The sequence below is a fragment of the Mesorhizobium abyssinicae genome (genome assembly GCF_049887195.1).
Taxonomy (GTDB): Bacteria; Pseudomonadota; Alphaproteobacteria; order Rhizobiales; family Rhizobiaceae; genus Mesorhizobium; species Mesorhizobium abyssinicae.
Genome location: NZ_JARAKC010000017.1, coordinates 1 through 22,035, shown reverse-complemented (window position 1 = coordinate 22,035; position 22,035 = coordinate 1). Strand labels below are relative to the sequence as shown.

At 61.2% G+C, this 22,035-nt stretch carries 23 protein-coding genes; 7 read left to right on the top strand and 16 right to left on the bottom strand.

Annotation, left to right across the window (positions count from 1 at the left end; genetic code table 11):
- Nucleotides 1–900: 900 nt before the first annotated feature.
- A complete protein-coding gene (locus PU724_RS26250) occupies nucleotides 901–1,638 on the bottom strand; it encodes a hypothetical protein (RefSeq protein WP_354424404.1) in 738 nt (245 codons plus the stop codon).
- Nucleotides 1,639–1,779: 141 nt separating this feature from the next.
- On the opposite strand from PU724_RS26250, the gene PU724_RS26245 reads away from it, so the two are divergent.
- Nucleotides 1,780–2,058, top strand: a complete 279-nt coding sequence (locus tag PU724_RS26245) for a helix-turn-helix transcriptional regulator (protein WP_127393480.1) — start codon at nucleotides 1,780–1,782, stop codon at nucleotides 2,056–2,058.
- Between the two features lie 28 nt (nucleotides 2,059–2,086).
- On the opposite strand, the gene PU724_RS26240 is transcribed toward PU724_RS26245, so the two are convergent.
- Nucleotides 2,087–2,839, bottom strand: coding sequence for a GGDEF domain-containing protein (locus PU724_RS26240; protein WP_354424402.1), 753 nt, complete (start codon nucleotides 2,837–2,839; stop codon nucleotides 2,087–2,089).
- A gap of 220 nt (nucleotides 2,840–3,059) precedes the next feature.
- Nucleotides 3,060–3,758, bottom strand: a complete 699-nt coding sequence (locus PU724_RS26235; RefSeq protein ID WP_426213668.1) for a thermonuclease family protein — start codon at nucleotides 3,756–3,758, stop codon at nucleotides 3,060–3,062.
- 122 nt (nucleotides 3,759–3,880) lie between these two features.
- Here PU724_RS26235 and PU724_RS26230 point away from each other — a divergent pair, with 122 nt between their 5' ends.
- Nucleotides 3,881–4,528 (top strand): hypothetical protein, encoded by a 648-nt coding sequence (locus tag PU724_RS26230; RefSeq protein WP_354424399.1) that lies wholly within the window; start codon nucleotides 3,881–3,883, stop codon nucleotides 4,526–4,528.
- 36 nt (nucleotides 4,529–4,564) lie between these two features.
- Here the strand turns inward: PU724_RS26230 and PU724_RS26225 are convergent, their stop codons facing one another.
- From PU724_RS26225 to PU724_RS26180, 10 genes are all read right to left on the bottom strand, one after another.
- Entirely contained in the window at nucleotides 4,565–5,128 is a 564-nt protein-coding gene (locus PU724_RS26225) for a hypothetical protein (RefSeq protein WP_354424397.1), read from the bottom strand.
- A complete protein-coding gene (locus tag PU724_RS26220) occupies nucleotides 5,125–5,652 on the bottom strand; it encodes a L,D-transpeptidase (RefSeq protein WP_354424499.1) in 528 nt (175 codons plus the stop codon). The genes PU724_RS26225 and PU724_RS26220 overlap by 4 nt, the downstream gene beginning before the upstream one ends.
- Nucleotides 5,653–5,695: 43 nt before the next feature.
- Nucleotides 5,696–6,859 (bottom strand): CpaE/TadZ family protein, encoded by a 1,164-nt coding sequence (locus PU724_RS26215; RefSeq protein ID WP_354424497.1) that lies wholly within the window; start codon nucleotides 6,857–6,859, stop codon nucleotides 5,696–5,698.
- Nucleotides 6,856–7,491 carry a TadE/TadG family type IV pilus assembly protein gene (locus tag PU724_RS26210; RefSeq protein ID WP_354424395.1) on the bottom strand — a complete coding sequence of 212 codons (636 nt, stop codon included), beginning with the start codon at nucleotides 7,489–7,491 and terminating at the stop codon, nucleotides 6,856–6,858. Before PU724_RS26210 ends, PU724_RS26215 begins: the two co-directional genes overlap by 4 nt.
- Nucleotides 7,485–7,976 carry a TadE/TadG family type IV pilus assembly protein gene (locus PU724_RS26205; protein ID WP_354424394.1) on the bottom strand — a complete coding sequence of 164 codons (492 nt, stop codon included), beginning with the start codon at nucleotides 7,974–7,976 and terminating at the stop codon, nucleotides 7,485–7,487. Before PU724_RS26205 ends, PU724_RS26210 begins: the two co-directional genes overlap by 7 nt.
- Nucleotides 7,977–7,983: 7 nt before the next feature.
- The gene (locus tag PU724_RS26200) at nucleotides 7,984–9,450 is read right to left on the bottom strand and encodes a pilus assembly protein TadG-related protein (protein ID WP_354424495.1); all 1,467 of its coding nucleotides are present in this window, start codon (nucleotides 9,448–9,450) and stop codon (nucleotides 7,984–7,986) included.
- A 117-nt stretch (nucleotides 9,451–9,567) separates the two neighbouring features.
- Entirely contained in the window at nucleotides 9,568–9,867 is a 300-nt protein-coding gene (locus PU724_RS26195) for a hypothetical protein (RefSeq protein WP_354424392.1), read from the bottom strand.
- Nucleotides 9,854–11,299 (bottom strand): type II and III secretion system protein family protein, encoded by a 1,446-nt coding sequence (locus PU724_RS26190; protein WP_354424390.1) that lies wholly within the window; start codon nucleotides 11,297–11,299, stop codon nucleotides 9,854–9,856. The genes PU724_RS26195 and PU724_RS26190 overlap by 14 nt, the downstream gene beginning before the upstream one ends.
- Before the next feature lie 53 nt (nucleotides 11,300–11,352).
- Nucleotides 11,353–12,369, bottom strand: a complete 1,017-nt coding sequence (gene cpaB, locus PU724_RS26185) for a Flp pilus assembly protein CpaB (protein WP_354424388.1) — start codon at nucleotides 12,367–12,369, stop codon at nucleotides 11,353–11,355.
- 100 nt (nucleotides 12,370–12,469) lie between these two features.
- On the bottom strand, nucleotides 12,470–12,682 hold the full coding sequence (locus PU724_RS26180) for a Flp family type IVb pilin (RefSeq protein ID WP_127292960.1): 213 nt from the start codon (nucleotides 12,680–12,682) through the stop codon (nucleotides 12,470–12,472).
- A 520-nt stretch (nucleotides 12,683–13,202) separates the two neighbouring features.
- Here PU724_RS26180 and PU724_RS26175 point away from each other — a divergent pair.
- The 5 genes from PU724_RS26175 to PU724_RS26155 are packed head-to-tail and all read left to right on the top strand — an operon-like array spanning nucleotide 13,203 to nucleotide 17,671.
- Complete coding sequence (locus tag PU724_RS26175) at nucleotides 13,203–14,588, top strand: TadA family conjugal transfer-associated ATPase (RefSeq protein WP_354424386.1); 1,386 nt, start codon at nucleotides 13,203–13,205, stop codon at nucleotides 14,586–14,588.
- On the top strand, nucleotides 14,588–15,559 hold the full coding sequence (locus tag PU724_RS26170) for a type II secretion system F family protein (RefSeq protein ID WP_354424384.1): 972 nt from the start codon (nucleotides 14,588–14,590) through the stop codon (nucleotides 15,557–15,559). The genes PU724_RS26175 and PU724_RS26170 overlap by 1 nt, the downstream gene beginning before the upstream one ends.
- Before the next feature lie 18 nt (nucleotides 15,560–15,577).
- Nucleotides 15,578–16,528, top strand: a complete 951-nt coding sequence (locus PU724_RS26165) for a type II secretion system F family protein (protein ID WP_354424382.1) — start codon at nucleotides 15,578–15,580, stop codon at nucleotides 16,526–16,528.
- Between the two features lie 52 nt (nucleotides 16,529–16,580).
- The gene (locus tag PU724_RS26160) at nucleotides 16,581–17,129 is read left to right on the top strand and encodes a tetratricopeptide repeat protein (RefSeq protein ID WP_354424381.1); all 549 of its coding nucleotides are present in this window, start codon (nucleotides 16,581–16,583) and stop codon (nucleotides 17,127–17,129) included.
- Between the two features lie 2 nt (nucleotides 17,130–17,131).
- Nucleotides 17,132–17,671 carry a prepilin peptidase gene (locus PU724_RS26155; RefSeq protein WP_354424379.1) on the top strand — a complete coding sequence of 180 codons (540 nt, stop codon included), beginning with the start codon at nucleotides 17,132–17,134 and terminating at the stop codon, nucleotides 17,669–17,671.
- A 10-nt stretch (nucleotides 17,672–17,681) separates the two neighbouring features.
- On the opposite strand, the gene PU724_RS26150 is transcribed toward PU724_RS26155, so the two are convergent.
- The 3 genes from PU724_RS26150 to PU724_RS26140 all read right to left on the bottom strand — a co-directional run.
- Nucleotides 17,682–18,971 (bottom strand): type 1 periplasmic-binding domain-containing protein, encoded by a 1,290-nt coding sequence (locus tag PU724_RS26150; RefSeq protein ID WP_354424377.1) that lies wholly within the window; start codon nucleotides 18,969–18,971, stop codon nucleotides 17,682–17,684.
- Nucleotides 18,972–19,002: 31 nt separating this feature from the next.
- A complete protein-coding gene (locus PU724_RS26145; RefSeq protein WP_127285480.1) occupies nucleotides 19,003–19,371 on the bottom strand; it encodes a hypothetical protein in 369 nt (122 codons plus the stop codon).
- Nucleotides 19,372–19,447: 76 nt separating this feature from the next.
- A partial coding sequence (locus PU724_RS26140; protein WP_426213667.1) for a DUF5801 repeats-in-toxin domain-containing protein occupies nucleotides 19,448–22,035 on the bottom strand: 2,588 nt, incomplete at its 5' end.

The window sequence follows — 22,035 nt, the reverse complement described above, 5'->3', positions numbered from 1 at the left end:
GGCGTTTGCCTTCGTGGCACTCCCGCGCGGAAGCCATGACAGCTCGTCGGGCCGTCTTGTGTTGAACCGCCATCGGTTCGACTCTGCTTCGCTTCCAGCTCGGGTCCATCTCCAGGTCGGCGATCAGCCCGACACATGGATGCGCACTCGGTGTTGGAGCCGCATGGAATGCGCAATCAAGCGTCGACCTTTCGCCTCAGCACTGACTTCGACGCTCATTGCCTGGCAGAGAAAGAGCTTCACTGCAGCTTTTAATTATGCCCGGCGGGCCTCGAAGGAGCGGCTGACAGAAACACTAAGTGGGCGGGCGACCTCAAAAAGCATGGGCGGGCCTGCCCGGTTTGTCGCGTCATCGTATTTTCTGCAGCCGCTGAAAGCAGATGCCGTTGGATCGGGCAAGCTGGGTCCGCCGGCGAGACATCCGACTCAACGCGGATTGTCACTATCTGCCTACCAACATGATGATCGGCAGGATGAACGCCACCTCGATTTTAGGCTCGCCCACACCTGGAGTAGCGGGCGCTTCGGTTCCAAAGCTGCCCGTTGCATCCGATGGCGTTAATGGAAGAGATGCTGGTGAGCGCCTTCCACCATGCGTTGCAAGTCTGACTGGGATGAGCGAGCCGAAGGCGTTCAAAGACTTTTAACCAGAAACGATATTCGCACGTAGCTCCTCACAGTGCGCCGACAGAGCGGACCAAGCAACAACCGTCGCAGCCCCCTCGCACCAAGTACTTTTGCCATCTCGACGGCTTCGGTGACGGACCAATGCACGGACGACGCGGCCGCCTTTTTCCCTCTTGAACCGAGAGGCGGAGGGCAAAGCATTGGATCAATCAGCTTTCCCGCCCGTGTAGGGAGAACTTTTGACTACGATGGGCAATTTGTCGTCTCGTTTCTTCACGCTGCGCCCCCTTTCCCTCCCTTTGAGACGCCAATAGTGCACCCTCCTCGCCGCCCTGATTTTGAAGTGCCCAGCCTGTTCGGAAGCATCTGCTCCGGCACAAGCTCTTGCCCGATACGGATCACATCTCCGAGCACAGAGCGAATGTGCAACCAGGGAAACTCAGCAGAGGCTTCCGCCGGTTCCCCTTCGCTCAGCACGGCATCGAGCTTGGCCGCCACACCCGCAAGTGAAGCCGCCGGGGTCTCCAGCAATAGCTGAAGCAGGTTCTCCGCTTGGTCCGCCGCCTCGCCTTCAGCGAGTAACGCTGCCGAATAACCAATTTCCCTATCAGCGACATCCCAGCGCTCTTGATGGGCCTCCAAGTCAGCCTTAAACTTTGCGCGGGCTGCCTCGTCTTCTGGTCCTGGACCGAGTACTTCGTTTAGGGCCTGGATTGAATGGAATCTGACGCTCGTGCCGTCGTGCAGCGGGATCGTTGCACAAGGAAATCCAACAGTTTCCACAAGATTTCGCTCTAGGCGCTGCTGCAGACGGCACCGCCGCTCAGCCTCTTCGTGAGCTATCAGCCATTCGCGCCACACTGCCACTGCAGGATCGGCTGATTGATCAGCTTCCGCATGGTCGCAGACAAGCTTCCCTGGTTGCCTTCCCTCCTTTGCATTTGCCGCTATCGCAAGTACCCTCCTACGGGTGACGCGGGGCAAAGTCGTGGTATTGTCGGAATCAGCCATGATCCGAGCTCCCTGAAGCTTAGGTGTGGTCAGGCTGACTTAGGTGTTCCTGCACCTGGTCAGCCGCTCTGCGGACCGTTCCAGTAATGGTCTCGGCACGCGAGAGAAAGTGATGGAAAAAATATCAATGCGACTTCGCCAATGTCAATAGAAAATCTATCAAACCAGGCGTCGGCTGTGACCACGAGACAAATCAAGGCTGCACGGGCGTTGCTGGGATGGTCTCAGGGAGACTTGGCTGAACGCTCAGCAGTGTCTGAACCAACAATCGCGCGTCTAGAAGCGGAGGATGGACGGCTCGGTGGTCGTCCCGAAACTGTGACGAAGATCATTAGCGCGTTGGTAGTCGCAGGTATCGCGTTTATCCCGGAAAACGGTGGCGGGCTAGGTGTGCGCTTGCTCAAAGAGCGTCCGCGGTAAAGGCGGGTTCAATCTCGCTGCCGGTTAGTCAATTGTTAATATGCGACAACGCCACGCGTGCCTCGTCTTGAACCTCCAGCAAGCGTTCCTCCGCCGACCGGTACATGTCCTCGAACGCCAACTCATGCTCGAAGACGACGCCGCCGGTGCGGATGGCGAGCACGTCCTTTTCGCCTTTCGGCGCGAAATAGATCTGTCCGACCGCCTCTCGAATGCGTTCGCCGATCTCCTTGGCGTCCTTTTCGGTCGCGCCCGGCAGAAAGACGCCGAACATCGAGGTGCCGATGCGGCCGACGAGATCCTCCTTGCGAACCGACGACTGGATCGTCGAGGCGATGAGCCGAAGCGCCTCGTCGCCCCATTCCAGGCCGAAGCGCAGGTTGAGGGACTTGAGATGCTCGGGATGGATGACTAGGAAGGCGCCGGAGCGCGGCCCGGCCTCCGAGGTCTTCGCGGCCCGTCTGTCCACCATCGAGGTGAAAACCGGTCCGTTCAGGCAGCCGGTCAGCCTGTCATAGGTCGCCGACCGGTTGAGCTCCTGCCGGTAGCGGCGGATCTCGGCCTGCTTCGATCCGAGCATCAGGAACAGCGGCAGGCCGATGGCCAGCGGCAGCAGCGTTGCCGTGATCACGCTGCGCGCGAACGGCGTCAGCGCCTCGCTGAACAAAAGCAGATAGTTGAGGCCGAGCGAAAGGATGAGGCAGCCGGCCGTCCCCAGCACCGTCAGCCACGCAACATCTTTCCAGCTTTGGGCAGAGGGGGTCGCTGTCGGTTTGGTCACTGGCCAATCTCCTGTCCGATGCGCTGGCATAAGGCCGGTGTGTTGCAATTTCGGTTTCGACGATCGCTACAATTTGATGCATGCGGGCGGAATGGCCATCAAATCGGCCCGTGCCGGCAAAGGCTGCACCGCAAGGGTTAACAAAACAGATATCGAAGGTGGCAGTCGGCGCGGGCCTGACGGCCAGCCTGGAGCGAGCCGATCGGCAGCGGTCCCGCGCCTATCGAGGCGGCCCGAACATGCCCATTTCGGCGCTCCTGGCCGTTGCCTCGGCCTTGCCGTAGATGCCACCGGGCAGCGCCGTGGCCCAGCCGTTGGAGACCAGCCAGGCGCCGACGTCCTGCTTGCCAAGCTTGCAGGGCGCGGCGATGGCGAAGCGGTCGACATCCGGCGGCACCAAGCATTTCAGCGCCCGCCCGCGCAGCCAGGCGTTGAAGGCCGCCCGCGCACGCTGACCGCACGGCCAGGCGACCTCGTGAAAGGAACAGCTCCTGTCGGGGTCGATGGCGAGCGTGCCGCTGATCGCCACCGTCCGGCCCATCGCCTCGAAGATCGCCGACGAGGTGGCGATCGGCCGATAGAGCAGCATCTCGCGCCAGTCGCCCGGCATCGGCGTCTTCGGCCAGTATGCAAGACCGAGTTCGCCAAGCGGCGGGCGGGCCTCGATCCGTTCGATCCGGGTCGCATCGAGTTCGGGCGGCGCGATGAGATCCTGCGCGATCTTGCGCGCCGGCTGCCGCGGTCCGGCATCGAACATGGGTGGCGCCGTGGTCGCTGGCTGGTTACCGGAGTCCAATGCCGGCGTCTGCCGACCGACCCCAATCAACGCCCCGGCTTGCAGGATCAGCAAGACCCCGGCCAGGAGTTGGACACCTCCCAACGCGATCGCCAGGCGAGACCTTGCCGCGGTGCCGCTCATCGGCGGCGTCCCGGCCATCGCCGTCGAACAAAAGGCCGACCTGGCAACCAGCTTGAGCGCACCCCTTCAACCCCCGATGAAACGGCTCCGGCCATCCGATCCGCCGCGTTGGCGTCCCGGCAGTGCAGCATAGCACGCGCGCGAAGGATGCCGAAGCAGGCGCCCCGTTAAGCTTCGTTAATCCTTGCGCAATCTCTGTTGCCTATTGTGGCCCGGAATTTGTCGAGGACGACATGAAGCGCAAACCGATACTGCTCTTTGCTTTCCCGGCTCTCATGCTGCTCATCCTGGCGGGTGAGCGGGCGGCGACGTTCCTGCTCGGCACCTATCCCGCCAGCCCGACGATGTGGCGGATCTGGCTGGAGCTGCGGCCCCTGGCGACGATGTTCTGGCAGCAGGTCGACCTCTATATGGGCGCTTCGATCGCGCTGGACGCAGCCATGCTGGCCACCGCCGCGATTGTCTGCTGGATGGCATGCCGGGCGAGGGGATCGGCGGCCTTCTTCCTGGCCAACCATGCCACTCTTCTGTTTGCCGGGCTGATGATTGCCGCCGGCAGTCATTCGGAAACGGCGAGCACGATTGCCGCCTTCACCGCGCCCAGCGGCATTCCATTCTCGCTGGCGATCGACTTCACCCTGAAGAACAGTCTGGTGCTGTGCCTGGGCTTTGCGGCATGCGCCTATTGCCACGTCGCCTTCCTCAACGAAGCCAGGCAGCGTGGTGAAGCCCGGGCTATCCGTATTCTCGCGCTGCGGCGGGATTTCTAGGCCTTCAGCCTCAATCGCCCGGAACGCTCGGCAAAATCAGTTGATTTTGCGGTAGTAGACCTTGCCGTCCGCCTGCTGGATGCGCTGGTAGGCAGGGTTCGGGGCAGGCGGCGGTGCCCGCTTCCTCAGCGGGGGCATTTCGACGGATCCTGGATCCGCCGTGTTTTCAGCAAAGGCCGACGGCTCCGTCTCCGTGCTGGCTGGGGCCGCCTCCGGCTCGGGCGCGCTCGCCATCGGTTCGTCGCCGACTGGCCGGCTCTGGCCCAGCCGGGCGATGCCGCCATTGACCTCGTTGAACTTCGCCTGCAGCTGGTCGTCGAGCTTTTCGAACCGGCTCTGGAAACCGTTGTTGACGGTATCGAGACGGGCGCTGATGCGCTGCTCGAACTGGCCGAGCTGCTCCAGCCGCGCTTCCACGGTGCGCAGGTCGTTGATGCCGCGATAGAGGTAGACGGCGGCCGTCAGGTTCACCACCGTGACCACCGCGGCGCCAGCCACGACAAGGCCGATGGTGCCTTTGCGGCTTGGCTTGCCGACGGCCACTTCTTCCCGCGGGCCGAGTTCGATCGCCGGCATCTCCGGGTCGCTGATCATAGTCATTCCACCACCACCTTTGCGCCCACCGCGACGCGCTTGAAGAGGTCGATCACATCGGTATTGGTCAGGCGAAAGCAGCCTGACGTGCCGTCGAAGCCGACACCCTTGGGATCGTTGGTGCCGTGTATGCGGTACAGCGTATCGCGCCCGTCCCGCAAGAGATAGAGCGCGCGCGCGCCGAGCGGATTGTAGGGGCCGGCCGGCACCATGTCAGGCAATCCCGGCTGGCGGGCGCGCATTTCCTTGGGCGGCCGCCATTCGGGCCATTCGGTCTTCGCCCCGACCTTGACCGTTCCGGTCCAGCCGAATCCGTCGCGGCCGACGCTGATCTGGTAGCGCAGCGCCTGGCCTTGCCGCGTCACCAGGTAGAGCGCCTTCTCGTCCTTGCGGATGATGATCGTGCCGGGTTGCTCGGCGCTCTGGAAGGCGACCGTCTTCTTCAGGCTGGGTCCCATGGCCGGCAGTGGCGGCCGGTCCGCGACAGCGGACCGCGCCTCGGCGAACGGCAGGCTGGAGACCAGCGCCATCGCGGCGATGGAAGCGCCGGCGAAGACACGGATGATGTGCGTCCTAGCGGCCGGCGTCACTGAGCCGTTCCTTGAACATCAGCTTCAGGTCCTTGTTGAAGCGCGCCCGCCTGTCCACTTCGGAAGGCAGGATGGCGCGATTCAGCGCATCGGTCAAAAGCGCATTGTCGAGCGCGACCGATTTGATGTGCGGCGCCTTGAAGATCTTCTCCAGCTCGCTGCGCGAGAAGTGGTTTCCGAACCATTTGCGCTTGTGCTTGTTGGCGACCAGCGTGATGCTCACCTGGTTGCCGCGCAGCTCCCGGATCTTCTTGTAGAGCCGCTTGCCTTGCCTGAGCGAGGCAACGTTGAGCTCGAAGACGATGAAGATCTCGTCGCTCGTCGAAAGCACCGAACTGTGCCAGGGCGTCTCGATGTTCGGCAGGTCGATGACGATGTCGTCGAAGCGGTAGGCGACGAGATCGAGCAGCCGCAGCACGAAATCGGCGCCTCGCGGCTCGAACGGAAGCTCCGGCCGCTCGAAGGAGTAGAGCGTGAGACCCGACTGGCGCGAAAGCTTGATGACGTCCATCAATTCGACATCGAGCCGTTCCGGCTGGCCGATGATCCCCGAGAGGTCGAACTGGTTGAACTGGTTGAGATAGGCGCCGCAATTGGCGCTTTGGAAATCGAGATCGACCAGGCAGGTCGAGGCGGCGCGCTCGGACGACTTCGAGGCCAGGTATTCCGCCGCCGACAATGCAAGCGTGGTGGCGCCGGCGCCGCCGCTGGCGGCGATGAAGGTGATGATACGGCTCTTGGTGCCCTGGTTGCCGGTGTCGTGGAAGGTGACGGCGTTGAGCAGCTCCTTGGCGTCGAGCGGCTTGTGCAGCCAGTCCGAGGCGTTCATGCGCACCAGCACGCGCGTCTGGTCCGACGTCAGCTCGTCGGAAATCGCGATCAGCGGCACCGAGGCCCATTTGGAGCGCGCCTCTACGATGCCCGGCTGGCCGAGCAGCTCGCCATTTGCAAGGTCGAGGATGACGATGCCGGGACGCGTGTCGGCGGGCGGTCCCTTGAGGAATTCGGCTGTCTCCGAAATTCTGACGTCGTAGATCGCCAGGGCATCGAGCCTTGTCGACACGTCGCGCTTGAATTGCGGATCCGACGAGAACAGGGCCACCTGCTTTCGTTTGGTCGGGAGGACCTTGGTGTCGATGGCGTTCATGGTGCCCACGTGCTCTTCATGTCTTCGCCCGTGACCGTGCTCAGCATGGAGGGCATGGTGATGTTGTTGAAACCGAGCAGTCCGCCCAGGAAGAAGAACTGGAACGGATGGTTGGTGATGCTGGCGGTGATGGTCGGCACCGGTCCGCTGGGGCGCGTCCAATAGCCCAGGCCTGAGGCGGCGTATTCGATCCGAACCTCTGACTTTTTCAGCGTCGACAGGAAGTCGTGCATTCCGGCCCGGTTGGCCGTGCCGTCATAGATCGCATCGAAGGCCGTTTGGCTCGCATTCGATGGTTGGCACGCGCCTCCTCCGATACTGCAGCAAGCGACACCTACTGCGCTTGCGGTACAGACATAGTCATATGTGCCGGCCGGCACTGCGGTTCCGACTTTGGTTACATCGCTCTGCGTTATTGTCTCAGATGGAAGACCGAGTGCTACAGGGGTAGAAATCTGCGCCAGTCTTGCGCCGGCTTGCACAGCTTTGTTTCCGGCGTTCCATTGATAAAAGGCATAGCCGAAATCGACGAAGCCAAGCAGAAGCGTCAATAGTAATGGCAGAACGATGGCCATTTCGACCATCGCGGTGCCCGACTCCTCGGCGCAAAGCCTTTGGGTTCCCATCACCATCCGATAACTCGCTCTTGATGGGAGACACTTAGGGTAAGAGCACCAAAGCCAAGATACGACAAGAATCCAAAGTCTGGGTAAGCATAGGATGTACTGACGTCTACAACGTCGACCGTGCTCGTGTTGCTCAGATAAAGCTGGATGCCCGTGGCTACATCGGTCGCAGCCGTGGATGTTTTGGTAATCTCAACTGTCGTCGGAAGCCATCCGGCCACTCTGGCACTGCCGCTAACGACTGCCCCGTTGGCAGCAAGGTTTTGCGCGCGCCCCTTGCAGGTGTCCCAGTTACTACTGCATCTCGCCATATAGCGGGCCGCATCCTCGACTCCTGCTTCGAGCAGCAGGCGCGTGTTCAGAATGTTGGAAAATTCAAACACACCGACTGATAATAGCAACACGAGTGGTATTGTGATCGCGGCTTCCACCAAGGCGATGCCACTTTCGTCGCCGTGGAACCGCCAGATGATTTTGCCGAACCTGGTCATGTCGACACTACCGATACAGCTGGGCTTCGTTGCGGAATGCTTTGTCCACAAGGGTGTTGTTGGCGAATCCGCCATCTACGTCAACGATCTCCAAACTGATGGGCTTTTCGCCAGCCGAAGGGTCCTCGGGGTCTTTGGTGTTATCCTGCTTTTGGACCGGAGTGTTCACGAACACGCTCGCATAGCCAGACGGCTTGATCTGGACGTGACCGTTGATCTTGTCAGTATTCGCAAGGCAATCGACGATTGCCATGTTGAGGAGACGGCGATCGGGATCCGGTGTCGGGGCTGTACCCTTGTAGCACGCGGGCGTGCCGGTTTCTTTCGTCGGCGCCTTCGATTTATCACCCACCAACCCCTGCGAAATCTCATATTTGTAGACGTCGTATCGGGAGGCCGGCACAGTTTTGGAGCCGGTCGGGTTGGTTGCGCTCGGGACATTCGGATATGCCGTCCCGTGGTTTATGGTCCAGTAGCTGTTCCAGAAGCTTTGCGCCGTGATCTTGTCAGACATGCCTTTCGTGTCGACGTAGTTGGTTCCAGGAGGGAGGGGCAGCGCAGTATTGTCGGTGACGGGATCATATTTGCTACAGCCAGTCTTCTGGCCTTTGCGAACATTGCTGGACGGCCGATATGCCCAGTCCCTGTCATACTTGTTCAGAGAGCCGCTGTAGAGATCGAACCTTGTATTCAGTCCGGTGTTGACCGCACCCAAGGTGACGCCGGTTTTGGTGGTAAGCGAATTTCGGTTGTAGCAAGTGCCAGCCGTTCCCATTGCGATGGCGTCGCGCAGCGATGTAAGGCTGTTGTCGAGTAAGCCAAAATTGCCGGGGCCAGGATTGTTGCCGGCCTTCAGGACGCGAAATTCGCGACCATAAGTGTCGCCCGATGCGAACGCTTGCTGGATGGTCTTGCTGGTCAACGGGTCGGTCGTCTCGAACGGGTTGCACATGAAAAGCGGCACGGTTTCGCAGATCGACTGAACGAATCCGGCCGCGGCCTGGGGCTGGATGTCCATAGTATTGCTGCCGCCGATAAGGCTTACGGGAAAGATCGTTTCGAAGGCACCTGCGCCATCCGCCAAACCGGAAGCATTCACCGTCACCAAGGAGAAAGACACCGCTGTAGGGTCAGTGCTGGCCCAGTTGACGCCGTTGGCGTCGACGCCGGCAGCGCTCAACCTGGTGTCGTCGCTGGCGGGAATGCCAGTCAAGTAGGTTACCGTTACATCAGACAGGACGAGCGTATGATCGCCGGCAGTCGAAAACTTGGTTTTGTTGGTGAGAAGGGTCGTCTTGGCCCGATCTGCTCTGATGATCGAATCCGGTTTGCCGTCCAGTTCCGAAGCCGTAGCAAGCGCAAGAGCATCGACACCCTTCTGAAGATCGTTGTGCAGTGCGCTGGCCCGGCTGAAATCGATGGCCAGAATAGCGAAACCGACCAGTACAGGTATCATTATAGCCACTAGGATCATCGCTATGCCGCGTTGATCGTTCCAGAACGCCCTAATGGTCCCCAACATGACCCTACTCTCTACTTCCTTGCACCAGGCCCCTCACTCACCCGGCGCATTGCGACCGCATCCTTCTGTTCAATTCGCTCCGTTGGTCACACCCGACCCGCCGACATTGACCGTGATCGCAGGCGGTGGCGGCGGTGGCGGCGGAAATTTGTAGCTGTGGGCAACGGCGGCTGCCCGCGCGCCGTCGCCTTCTATATGTGTGTTCTTCGAGTTCGGATTGTACGGGTCGACCGTCTGCAGCAACGAATTGAATTTCTGCGTATCGCCGGCCGCCAGCGTCACCGTGTCGTAGTTGTTCAGATAGTCTGCGGCGCAGCCTGTCAGCAGGCCGGTGCACAGAACGACGAGCAAGAGCTTATTTCTTGACATAGAGCATCTTGTCCTTCGATTTCACGTCTAGCATGTGGCCATAAGGGCCGGTGACGCCTTCGCCATGTTCATACTGGCGGATCATGTCCTTGTTCACCTCGAGCTGGCCGAGGATGAAGAACTCCGGATCATTGGCCGGCCGCGTCTTGTCGAACGGCGTCGCCAGCTGCTCGCTGGGCTTTGTCGGCCGCACGATATGCGGCGTGACGATGACGACCAGTTCGGTCTCTTCCTTCTGGTTGCTCGAATTGCGGAACAGCGTGCCGATAACCGGAACCTGGCCGAGCCACGGCACCTGGTTCTGCAGCTTGGTGGTCTTGCTCGACAGGAGCCCGCCGACAGCGAAACTCTGGCCGTCGCGGAGTTCCACCACGGTTGCCAGCTTGCGGTTGGTGAAGATCGGGTCGCCGGCGGTGGTGAAACCGGTGAGGTCACTCACCTCCGGCGCCAGCTTCATATGGATCTTGCCGTCGTCGAGTACGACCGGCGTGAACATCAGATTGACGCCGAATTGCTTGTACGTGATGGTTACCTCTCCATCATTGCCGAGGACACGGATAGGCACTTCGCCGCCGGCGTTGAAGCTGGCCGGCTCGCCGGACAAGGTGGTGAGATTGGGTTCAGCCAGCGTGCGGACGACGCCCTTTGCCTCAAGCGCTTCAATGATCAGGTCGACCTTGATGTTGCTGTCAATGACGCGCGTAATCAGCGCTGCGAAAGGGTTGCTAGTCGACAGCAGGCCGCTGAGCAGGTCCCCAGGTCCCAGCACCACGCCATCCTCGTCGACGGCCGCAATGCCCGTCCCGGTGCGAGTCGTACCCCTGCCATTCGTGCTCCTGATGGACACGCCGAGATCGCGGCCGGCGTTGCGCTTGGCCTCAAGCACGCGGACCTCGAGATTCACCTGCTGGCTGTCGTCGACGATGACGGAATTGATGATGGCGTCGGGGCCATATTGCTGTACTATCTCAAGGATCGACGCCAGCGTGGCGCCATCCTTGACGTGGCCGCCAAGCCTGATCTTGCCGTTGATCGAGCCGATCTCGATGCGCGCGCGCGGCGCCACCTGGCGAATTGCCGCGGCCATGTCGCTGACATCTTGACCGACCTCAACCTGGAGCGTGCCCAGTGAGCGTTTGTCTTCGGAAAACAGGTTGACGGTCGTTGTGCCGACACCTTTGCCGATGACATAAAGCGTCTTGTCGGTCATCGGCTGCGCGTCGGCGATCTTCTCGTCGCCCACCACAATGTCGCCCAGGGTGGAGTTCACCTGGATCGTCACCGACTGCGACACCGGCACGAAGATGCGATGGATAGTCGGGTTCGAAACATCGATGCTGCGGTCGGCGGCATGGGCCACGGGACTGAGCGGCAGCAATGCGCACGACAAGGCAAAAGCGGCGGCCGCCAGTGGTCTCCGGAACACACGCATCTACGCTAACCCCCTGCCGGCTGATTCGGAGTGTCGATCCTAATGCGCCGGCGTCATTTTTGTCGCGGCACATCGTATGTTTCGAGTTTTATACCTCGAAATACACCGATTGTCGCCCGTGCCGGCGGCTCCGGCTGTACATATTTGACAACTTCTTGCACCTGCGGCTCAGATGCCACAGCCGGTGCCGGCTTGACCTTGCTTAAATCGTCGAGCTTGCTGCCTACCCGTTCGACGGCCTGGGTCAATCCGGCAATCCTGTCGTCGGCGCGCTTGCGCTCAGCTGCGGCGGCTGCCTGCTTATCCAGTTCGGCCTGCCTTTTGGCTACATCGTCAGGCGTTTCGCCGGTCAGATCCGAAAGCGTCACGCGTCCGGTCGTCTCGCCCTTGCTGGCCGCGGCTTGGCGAAGCGCCAGCGACAATTGGCCGGCGCCGGCGGCGAGTGTGAGCTTCTGCGCGTCCTTGGTGCTGGCCTCGACCGTTACCGCCTTGACAACCGTCGGACTATCCTTGCTTTCGTCGGCAACCTGGTCCACGGCGAGCACCTTCATGCTCTGCAGCAGCACGTCGACAAAACTCTTGTCCGTGCCCTCATTGTCGCGCACGGTTCGCGTCAGGAGGATATCGACGCGGTCTCCCGGGAAGACAAAGCCGGCGACGCCAAGCACGTCGTTGACCCTGATGGAAACGGCCTTCATGCCTTCGCCGAGTACTGCCGAGAGCGTGGCGCGCTGGCCAGGGCCGGTGATCTTGGTGGCGAGCACGGGCTCGTTGGTGCCAATCGTCTGCAGCGCCTGCTTTACGCCTTCGCCGGCCAACGCGTCTTTCGTGGTCTTGAAGGCGCCGGTTGGAACCGCGCCCGCTGGCCAGGCGATCTCGCGGAGCTTGTCTGATGTTAGCGTGTCGCCGAATTTCAATGGCACCGCGGCCACTACGACCGTGTCGCGCTGGACACCGTTTGCTTCTGCCATGGCGCTGCGCTGGCTGGCCAGCCACATATTCACAAGGACAACCGCTAGGACGCCGAACACGCCGGCCAGGATGATCATGATAAGTGTATTGGCGCGCATGAGCCTAAACCCCAAAAGCCCAGTAAAAATGAACCGCACTCGCCCAGTGCGACCGGTTCAGGTCCGGGTCGTGAGACCCGGACCTGAGTTTGTTAGGCGATCAGCTTCCGCCAGCCGCGGAGCAAGTGCCAGTCGGGTGCGCGTCGAGACCGGTGCAAAGTTCTGTGAACCGACCGTTCACCCAGGCGCCGATGGCGATGACAACCATGATCGATGCAACGGCGATGATGCCGATAAGGATGGAATATTCGACCATGGCAGCGCCGTTTTCGTCGTCGCGGAACTGCCGGGTCATCGTCATGAGCTTCTTCATGATAATTTCTCCCTTTGGAGGTTGAACCCGACGAGACAGAGCCAAGGATGAACCCCATACCCAAGCATCCCCCGTCGACTTGATCTAAGTCCCGCCAAAAAGCAGAGTCAAACGGGATTAACAGTTCCTTAACCTTCGAATACATGAACGGAAGTCAGTCTAATTTTGGCAAGGGATTGATTCGATTAATTTTTTGAACGCTCTTAACCATTCGTTCACAATCTTGCGCCACCCATATCGGTAGCCTCATCATATTAGAGTATGTGCATAGTCCTTTATATGTAACGGCTTACCGAGGGTCGGTAGCGAGGGAATCGTACGTTGCAGGGCGAAACGTTTCGTGAGGCTGGAGTAGAGGTGTGCTCCTGGATCCACACTCCGAAAATAAACCGATTTTTTTGGTGTCTCGTCTTAACTATGTTGTAAGTATTCGATCCTCTCGTCCGTGCTCGGCGCTTGTGCCCCTGGTGGTTAACGCTTAGTTTCCAAACTGAGGGAAGTTTGCGGGGGCTTGGGTCATATGCTGGGGCGCTTCATCAAGGGACCGAGTGAGCCGCGGGCGTCGCAGCCTTTGGCCGTCGTGGCGACATCGAATGGAGCGGCAGTCTCTCCGGCGTCGGATGCCGAAATGCAGGGCGACGATTTTCTCACGCTCAAGGTAGAGCTCCACAGTCACCTGATCGACCGGTTCAATCTTGCCGCGCTAGAAACGGCATCGAAGGATGAGATCCTTAACGAGATCCGGCCGATCGTGCGGGAATTTGTCCGCGGAAGAAACGTGCCGCTCAATGCCCGCGAGCTCGATCAATTGACCAGCGATACGGCCGATGAGATGCTTGGCCTGGGGCCGATCGAACCGCTGCTGAAAGACGATTCGATCGCCGACATCCTGATCAATACCCACAATCGCGTCTTCATCGAACGCCGTGGCGTGCTCGAGGAGACCAAGATACGTTTCCGCGACGAGGCGCATCTGCTGCGCGTCATCAACAAGATCGTCTCAAATATCGGCCGGCGCGTCGACGAATCCGCGCCGATGGTCGATGCGCGCCTGGCGGACGGCTCCCGCGTCAACATCGCGGTTCGGCCGATATCGGTTGACGGCCCGCTGGTCTCGATCCGCAAATTCTCGAAGAATCCCTATTCGCTCGAACGACTGATGGCGCTCAATTCAATCAAGCAGCCGATGATCGATCTGTTGCGGATCGCCGTGCTGTCGCGCAAATCGATCCTGGTTTCGGGTGGTACGGGCAGCGGCAAGACCACCTTGCTCAACGCACTGTCGAGCTACATCCCATCCAGCGAGCGCCTGATTACCATCGAGGACGCGGCGGAGTTGCAACTGCAGCAGCCTCATGTCGGCCGGCTGGAGACCCGCCCGCCCAATGTCGAGGGCAAGGGCGAGGTCCGTCAACGCGAGCTGGTGAAGAACGCGCTACGCATGCGGCCCGACCGCATCATCGTCGGCGAGGTGCGCGGCGAGGAAGCCTTCGACATGCTGCAGGCCATGAACACCGGCCACGAAGGCTCGATGACCACGATCCACGCCAACACCCCGCGTGACGCGCTGTCTCGTCTCGAACAGATGGTTGGCATGGCCGGCATGCCGATGACCAATGACTCCATCCGAGCGCAGATAGCGTCAGCCATCGACATCATCGTGCAGACGCAGCGTCTTTCGGACGGGGGAAGGCGTGTTATTTCCATCTGTGAACTTACCGGCATGGAAGGCAATGTCGTCCAGCTCCAGGAAATCTACAACTTCGTCCGTCGCGAGGTGACGCCGGAGGGCAAGATCATAGGCGAGTTTCGCGCCACCGGCATCCGTCCACGCTTTGCCCCTGAGGCGGCGACGCTTGGCCATCATTTCGCCAAGGACGCGTTCAACCCACAGGTTGCGCTCTGATGTTGACCGGTCAAGCTTTGCTGTATTTTATTTACGTGCTCGCAGCCGCGTCGGCTATTCTTGCCGGCGAGGTTCTGTATCTTTCCTTTGCAAAGAGCCGGTCACGGATTGGCGCGATCAACCATCGGCTGAAGCGGCTGGCTGATGACGCTCCGGCCGAAAGAACCTTGCAAGGTTTGCTGCGCGAGCGCGGGCTGACGGAGTCAGGCGACTTTCTTTTTGGCCTGGTCGGGCTGAATAGGCTCTATACCCAATCCGGAATCACAGGAAACCCCCTGTCGTTTGCCGCGATGTTTATTCTAGTCGGGCTAGTAGTAGCGCTGCTATTATCGTTCCTTCTCGGCTTCTCGGCCTTGGTGTCGCTGCTTGTTTTTCTGACAATCGGATTTGTGCTGCCACTTCTCGTTCTCCGCCGCGCGCGCGCCAAGCGAATCCAGAAATTCGCCAAACAACTACCTGATGCACTGGACATGATCGTGCGTTCGCTGCGCGCCGGACATCCGGCCTCGGTGGCGGTTGGTCTCGTAGCCCGCGAAATGCCTGATCCTCTCGGCACCGAATTCGGTATCGTCTCCGACGAAATTACCTTCGGCCTCAGCATCGAACAGGCCGTGCGAAAACTCTCCCAGAGGGTGGGTTTCGACGGACTCCATCTGCTGTCGGTATCGCTGTCGATCCAGGCCAAGACCGGCGGCAATTTGACCGGGATCCTGTCCAATCTCTCATCCGTACTGCGCGAGAGGCAGAAGCTGCGGCGGAAGATCAGGGCGCTTTCGGCGGAGGGCCGGGTGTCGGCATGGGTCATCTCACTGTTCCCAGTTGCGATGTTCTTGATCCTTCAGTTGCTCTCTCCGACCTACTACGGCAAGGTTTGGCACGACCCGCTAATCATGCCGGTGTTCCTGATTTTTGGCCTATGGGCGCTGCTGGGAGATTTCATCATGTATCGAATGGTCAATTTCGATTTCTGACAGGAGCGAGGCATAAACTTGTTTTCGACTATTCAGAATCTGGGCGCTCTGGTCTCTGTCGCCGTGTTCGTGGCGGCGGCGGCGCTTTTCTTGTTCGGCGCCCTCGTCTTTTTGCCGGCGCTGCAGACGCGGAAGCTGGTCATTCAAAGCCTGATGGGAGAAGGGATTTCCGATCCGCGCACGCTCGTCGGACAGGAACATCTTGCCAGGATCGCAGCGCAGCGGCCGGTCGATGCATATTTTCGATCGATAGAAAAGGAGCGGGACGAGCCAAATGCTCTCGAAGCGAAGCTCTTTCGGGCGGGCTTCTATCAGCCGAGCGCTCCGCTCTTATATACCCTGTCGCGCCTTGGTGCGGTCTGTGTCGGGTTTCTGGCTGTCTATGCGATCCTGACCCGAATTCTACCGCCTTCCTTGCCCGGTTTTATAGGCTTTGCCGGAGCCGGCTTGTTCGGGCTCGCCTGCCTCGTGATTCCGAGCGTTTTGCTCGATCGCTTCGAGAGCGCGCAGAAGGAAACCTATCGTCGCGGCTTTCCCGATTTCATGGACATGATGATCACATGTGCCGACGCGGGAATGAGCCTGGAGGCAGCGGTTGAGCGCGTCAGCAGCGAACTGGCCGGCACCCACAAATGGCTCGGCATCCAGCTTGCGATCATGAATCTGCAACTGCGTGCCGGCAAGCCGCTACGGGAGGCACTGCGCGAACTCGCGGACCGTATCGGTCTTGACGAGGCGCGGGCGCTGGCTGTGCTGTTCAGGCAGTCGGAAGAACTCGGCACAAGCCTGACCGACGCTTTGCGCGTTTACAGCGAAGAGATGCGCGGGCAGAGGATTCTGAGTGCCGAGGAGCGCGCCAATTCGCTACCGGTCAAAATGATGATTCCGTTGGGGCTGTGCATCTTCCCGGTGGTGATGATGGTGATCATGTTACCGGTGGTCATTCGCATGAGAGGCATTTTCTTCTAAGCTGTCATATGCTTAGATTCGAATTGGAGTCGGGGGACCCCTGGGGGACAGAATGACAGGGAAAATACGCCTCGCGGCCGCTACAAGTTTGCTGATTGTGCTGCTTGCCGGTTGCCAGACGGATGCCACCGATGGTGTCGTTCGCACCAATGAACCGTCCAAGGGCGACGTCACGTCCTTTGGCGATACGTTCGATGGGCTGAAGACGGTCAGCGACGTCGACTATTATGCCTCGGACCAGGCGGTCGCCGAGGCCAAGAACCAGTTCCGCTCGGAAAACTACGGCAATGCCGGCGCCCTGTTCTACAAGGCGACCCGGCTGGCGCCCAACGATGGCGTTGCGTGGCTGGGGCTTGCTGCTTCCTGCGATCGCATCCGCCGCTTCGACCTTTCCGATTTGGCCTATAGCCGCGCCTTCAAGCTGATCGGCGGCACGCCGGAATACTACAACAATCTCGGCTATTCCTATCTGCTGCGTGGCAAACTGCAGAACGCCCGCACCAACTTCCTCAAGGCCTATGAGCTGGCGCCCAACGATCCGACCGTGGCCAACAATCTGAAGCTTCTGTCCTCCAGCGTGCAGAACGTCGAGCGGCAGTAGCGATGCTGCTCGGCGCATCGCTGCTGCTCAAGGCGCTTGCCATCCCTCTGCTTGCCAGGATCGCCTGGGTCGACTTCACGACGCAGAAGATATCCAACCAGAAAGTGCTGTTGCTGCTCTGTATGGGTCTGGGGTCGCTGCTGCTTCTGTCGGTCCAATCCGGATCGTGGTGGAATACGGGCCTGAGCGCGCTCGCCGGTCTTTTGCTGTTCGTCCTGCTGTTCCCATTCTGGGCCTTACGCAAGGTCGGCGCCGGCGATGTCAAGTTGATGGCGGTCGTGCCGTTGCTGATCGGCGGCAGCGGCCTCGTTGTGTTTTGCGTGCTGCTGCTAATCTTTGCGCTGGCCACGGCGTTGATCGTGAAAAATCCCTTCATGCTTCCGGCGGGCTTGTTTCGCGTCTACGTGCAGCATCTCGATCGCAAGGGCGTCGTGCCGTTTGGCGTGCCGATCGCGCTCGCGACGATCTGCTCGATCGCGTTCCATATCTATGAGAGTTTGATGTTGGCCAGCAGTTCGGGCGTTCTGCAGCAGCTCAACTGAGGCCCGGCCCTCAAAACCCCGCAGTCGACTTCGCCACCAGCTTCAGCGCGCCCTTCTCGACCCGGTAGAACGGCATCGTGCGCTGGCTGGAGCCGTCGGCGCGGAAGCGGAACAGGCCGGTCGAGCCGCGGAAGCCGCTGGCGTTTTCCAGCACCTGCTTGCTGAAGCCGTTCGGCCCGACGGCGCTTACCACGCCCGCGGTCAGCGCCACCATGTCATAGGCATAGGCGACGTTGACGTCAGCCGGGTAGTGGAAGGTCGCGTTGAAACGGTCGGCGATCGGCCCGGTCTCGCTCTGGTCGAGCGTGGCGATATAGGCGCCTTCGAACGACGGATCGATCGGATGCTCCAGCCAGCGATCCGTTCCGATGAGCGAGACCGTCTTGCCGGGAATGCCCTTTGCCTTCAGCGCCGCGAGCACCGGCGACGGGCTGGCGTCTCCGCTGGCGACGATCACCGCATCGGGCGCGTCCACCAGCGAGCCCATGTCGGCAACCGCCTTGGCTCCGCCGTCGGCCGGCGAGTAGGGCAGGGTGACGGCAAGCGCCGCGCCATAGATGCTGAGGCCGTTGGCGACCCGCTTCTCGACAGCGCCGGCATCGCTGCCCGCGGCCACCAGCAACACGAATTTCTTGGCGCCCTTGGCGGCGATCGCCGCCGCGCCCGCCGCCGCGCTGTCGGCCTCGCTCAGCCGCACGGCATAGACGCCGGGGCTGCCGGAAAAATTGTCGGCCAGCGCCAGCACCGGCGGCCGCGTCGAGCCCGACAGCTTGGCGATGTGCTGCGCGGCCGGCAGTTCGGTCGGGCCGATGACGACCTTCGATCCCGTCGTTATCGCCTTGACCGCCAGGTCCTTGGCATTGGCCGGATCGCCGTGCGTGTCCTCGACGGTCAGCGTCAGCAGATTGTTGCCGAGATCGGCCATGGCGAGCTTGGCGCCGTCAAGCATCTTCCTGCCGTCTTCGCCCGCGCCTCCCGCAGCCGACAGCGGCAGCAGCATGGTGATCTTGGCCGGTCCTGTGCCCAGCGACTGCGTCGCCTGCATCGCCTTCGGCGCCGCGGCGACGCTGCTGCCGGCGGGCGCGCCGGGCGCCGCGATCGCGGCCGGATCGAGCGCCTCGCTCACGCTGCCTTTCGACTGGCAGCCGGACAAGGCGGCCGCCAGCGCAAACGCGATTGCCCACGCTTGTGGCGAGGGCGGGTGCCGTCTGTTGGAAATGCCGCGAAGCGCCGCGCCAGCATGCGCGGCAACCGGCGCCAGGCTCGCGGCGGCGAGCGGCAAGGCTTTCGGGGCTGTCATCACCAGTCTGTTGGCGCGCTCGCCCTTCAGGTCAGTTCATGTACTCGACCATGCGATCGTGGAAGCACTCGCATTTGTTGAGCGTGTCTTCGTCCTTGTAGTTCGTCTTCAGGTAGCCATAGGCCATGCCGCAGTAAGCCTTGGCTTCCGAAGCCCAGACGAAGGCGGGGCGCGACGAGTGGATCCACTCCGGGCTTTTGGCGACGGCGACCGACTCGTCCATCAGCTTCACCACCTGGGTCTTCAGGTCGGCGATGTTGTCGGTCAGCACCAGGTTGGACGTCCCGACGGTGCGGCAGTAGTCGGCCGTCGGGCCTTCGATGATGTCGGCGGCACGCCCTGCCGATCCGACCAGCAACAGGGCCGCGGCCGACACCAGCAATCTTGCGGAACGCTTCATGATAAAGTCCCCTCCATATCCATAGTATATTACTATTCTAATACATGGCGCGGTTCAACGGTTTAGCGCCACGCTGCTACACCAGATTTGCCGTTGTCGTATGCGTGGTCGTGCCATCGTCGTAGAGCAGCGTGATCGTGTTCGCCGCCGGGTGGTTCGTCAGCGTCGCGACGTCGACAAAATTGGCGCCGCCGGTCGTGCCGTTGGCATCGACGCTGAGCGTGCCGGTCGCCGCATCGTAGTTGACGAAGTCGCCGACATTGGCGCCGCCAGGAGCGGTGTCGAACAGCGCGGTCAGATCGATCTTGTCGCCGTCTCCGCCGACGCCGCTGAAGTCGGTGATCAGGTCCTTGATGTCGAGATTCTCAAGCCTGAACGTGTCGGCGCCTGTGCCGCCAGTGAGAGTATCCTGACCGGCGCCGCCGATCAGCGTGTCGTTGCCGGCGCCGCCGACAAGGGTGTCGCTGCCGCCTCCGCCGTTCAGTGTATCGGCGCCAAGCCCGCCAGCAAGATAGTTGTCCCCGGCATTGCCGAACAGGTAGTCGTTGCCCGAGCCGCCGATCAATCCCTCGATGCCCGTCAGCGTATCTCCGGCGGCATCGCCGCCGCCGATGGTGCCGAGTCCCGGATTGGTGAATGTCACCGGCGCTCCGGATGCATGCCCGTCATCGGCCAGATGGATCGAGACCGCTGCCACGCTGCCCGTATAGTCGGCAATGTCGGTTCCGGCTCCGCCCGAGATCGTGTCGGTATGCGAGCTCCCGGCGATGACGTCATTCACGGTGCCGGCAAAGCCGGGAAGCGTGAAGTTGCCGGATCCGTCCGCCGCCACCACGTGGATGCTCACAGGCTGTGCCGCAGTGGAGTCGCCGTCCTTGTCGGTCGCCGAAACCTGGAACTGCAGGTTGAGGTCGGACGGCAGGATCGTCTGCGATATGTCGACTGACGCCAGCCTCATTTTCGCATCGGCATTGCCGGTAATCGAAATCAGGTTGAAGTCGATCGTCGGGTCGATGACGAGGTGTCCGTTCACCACCGTCGCCGTTCCGTTCTGGGTCTGGTTGGTGACCGAGTTGGTCGCCGTCCACGAAACCGAACCGGAGCCGTTGTTCACGTTGAAATCGATGCTGCCGATGAACTTCGGATTCAGCGTCGGCGCATCATTGCCGGCGGTCGCTGAAGTGTGGAACTCCATGGTGAAGTTTTCGCCGCTGTCGATGAACTGGTTGTCGACACCGAAGCCTTGCGTGGAAGAGTTGACGCCGTTGCCGTTGCCTGTGAATTCGATCAGGCCATTCGGCGTTTCGAGGAAAGGCGTCGGTCCACCCGGGCTCAGCCCGGTCAGCGTCTGAGTGACGATCGTCGTGGCCTGCGGTGTGACGAGATCGAACTCATAGGTGCCATCCGGCCTCACCGTCAGGTTGAACACTTCGATTGCGCCGGAATTCCCGTGAAGCACCGTCGTGCCGTCCGCCGCGGTCGAACTGGTATAGGTAATGCCTGCGATCGCAGGGCCGGTGATGTTGAAGTGATCGAGACCATCGGCACCCGCCGCCAGCGCGAAGAACCCTGCGACCGATCCAACCTCATTCGGGATCGTACCCGAAGTGAAGGTTCCCAGCGTCGGGCCGTCGTCGTCGAAGGTGATCTGGTTCGACACATCGGCCGTGTTGCTGATCGCCTGGTCGTTGTCGCCGTCCGTGACCGTGACCTTCACGCCGAGACTGCCGGCGGCCAGGGCCAGCGTCTCGTCATAGCTGTTGAAGCTGTTGGCGGCGGATGCCTCCGCTGGATGGTCCAGCGACAGATATTGCTCGACCGTCACCGCGCCTGTCGTGGCATTGATCGAGATGGCAAAGGCCGCCTGGCCATTGAACGTACCGCCGGACACAACACCGACGACCGCGCTGCCGACCTGCTGGAGGCTGATCGCCGAGCCGTCGGTCAGCGTCAGGCCCGAGTTCGCGTTCGTCACCGTCAGCGCATAGGCCGTGCTGCCCGAGGCAGCGGCTCCATCCGCGCCGAACAGCGCGTTTACCGTCACCAGAGCACCCACGCTCGTCGCCGTCGAGATATAGCCCGAGCCCGAGACATCGGGATCGTCGCCCTTGACGATTGCGCCGGTGTTGATCGTGGCTACGCCGCTCGAGGTCGCCGTCTCGTCAAGCGCTGCCTTTATCGCCGGAGCTGCGGTGATCGTTACCGACGGCACGTCGTCGTCGAAGCCGATGTTGCCGCCGAGATCGGTGCTGACCGTTGAGGTCGCCTGGTCGTTGTCGCCATCGGTCACCGTCGCCGTCGCCGACAGCGACACCTTGCCGGCGGCAAGGTCGAGGTGGAAGGTGTCGTTCGAGGTGTTGAGGCTCTCCGGCAGATGGTCGATCTGCTGGTACTGCGTCAGCGTCACCGTGCCGGCGGCGTCGACGGCGATCTTGAAGATATCGCCATGCGAGTTCTGGCCGACGATGTCGCTGCCGACCTTGACCAGCGTGATCGCTTCACCCTGGCTGGTCAGGCCCGAGGCCGAGTTGGTGACATTCAGCGTATAGCCGCTGATCACCGTCGAGCCGGCGCCGTCGGCGCCATAGCTCGGCGACACCGCCGCCAGGAAGGCGGCCGCGAAGCTGGCGCTCGCCGTGTCGGAGTTGGCGCCGATCGTCTGCG

Excerpts from the sequence above, each read along its gene's own strand:
- PU724_RS26250 (WP_354424404.1), bottom strand. The coding sequence starts at position 1,638 with ATGGCTGATTCCGACAATACCACGACTTTGCCCCGCGTCACCCGTAGG.
- PU724_RS26245 (WP_127393480.1), top strand. The coding sequence starts at position 1,780 with ATGTCAATAGAAAATCTATCAAACCAGGCGTCGGCTGTGACCACGAGA.
- PU724_RS26235 (WP_426213668.1), bottom strand. The coding sequence starts at position 3,758 with ATGAGCGGCACCGCGGCAAGGTCTCGCCTGGCGATCGCGTTGGGAGGT.
- PU724_RS26225 (WP_354424397.1), bottom strand. The coding sequence starts at position 5,128 with ATGACTATGATCAGCGACCCGGAGATGCCGGCGATCGAACTCGGCCCG.
- PU724_RS26220 (WP_354424499.1), bottom strand. The coding sequence starts at position 5,652 with ATGGCGCTGGTCTCCAGCCTGCCGTTCGCCGAGGCGCGGTCCGCTGTC.
- PU724_RS26215 (WP_354424497.1), bottom strand. The coding sequence starts at position 6,859 with ATGAACGCCATCGACACCAAGGTCCTCCCGACCAAACGAAAGCAGGTG.
- PU724_RS26210 (WP_354424395.1), bottom strand. The coding sequence starts at position 7,491 with ATGGTGATGGGAACCCAAAGGCTTTGCGCCGAGGAGTCGGGCACCGCG.
- PU724_RS26205 (WP_354424394.1), bottom strand. The coding sequence starts at position 7,976 with ATGACCAGGTTCGGCAAAATCATCTGGCGGTTCCACGGCGACGAAAGT.
- PU724_RS26200 (WP_354424495.1), bottom strand. The coding sequence starts at position 9,450 with ATGATCCTAGTGGCTATAATGATACCTGTACTGGTCGGTTTCGCTATT.
- PU724_RS26195 (WP_354424392.1), bottom strand. The coding sequence starts at position 9,867 with ATGTCAAGAAATAAGCTCTTGCTCGTCGTTCTGTGCACCGGCCTGCTG.
- PU724_RS26190 (WP_354424390.1), bottom strand. The coding sequence starts at position 11,299 with ATGCGTGTGTTCCGGAGACCACTGGCGGCCGCCGCTTTTGCCTTGTCG.
- cpaB (WP_354424388.1), bottom strand. The coding sequence starts at position 12,369 with ATGCGCGCCAATACACTTATCATGATCATCCTGGCCGGCGTGTTCGGC.
- PU724_RS26180 (WP_127292960.1), bottom strand. The coding sequence starts at position 12,682 with ATGAAGAAGCTCATGACGATGACCCGGCAGTTCCGCGACGACGAAAAC.
- PU724_RS26175 (WP_354424386.1), top strand. The coding sequence starts at position 13,203 with ATGCTGGGGCGCTTCATCAAGGGACCGAGTGAGCCGCGGGCGTCGCAG.
- PU724_RS26170 (WP_354424384.1), top strand. The coding sequence starts at position 14,588 with ATGTTGACCGGTCAAGCTTTGCTGTATTTTATTTACGTGCTCGCAGCC.
- PU724_RS26160 (WP_354424381.1), top strand. The coding sequence starts at position 16,581 with ATGACAGGGAAAATACGCCTCGCGGCCGCTACAAGTTTGCTGATTGTG.
- PU724_RS26155 (WP_354424379.1), top strand. The coding sequence starts at position 17,132 with ATGCTGCTCGGCGCATCGCTGCTGCTCAAGGCGCTTGCCATCCCTCTG.
- PU724_RS26150 (WP_354424377.1), bottom strand. The coding sequence starts at position 18,971 with ATGACAGCCCCGAAAGCCTTGCCGCTCGCCGCCGCGAGCCTGGCGCCG.
- PU724_RS26145 (WP_127285480.1), bottom strand. The coding sequence starts at position 19,371 with ATGAAGCGTTCCGCAAGATTGCTGGTGTCGGCCGCGGCCCTGTTGCTG.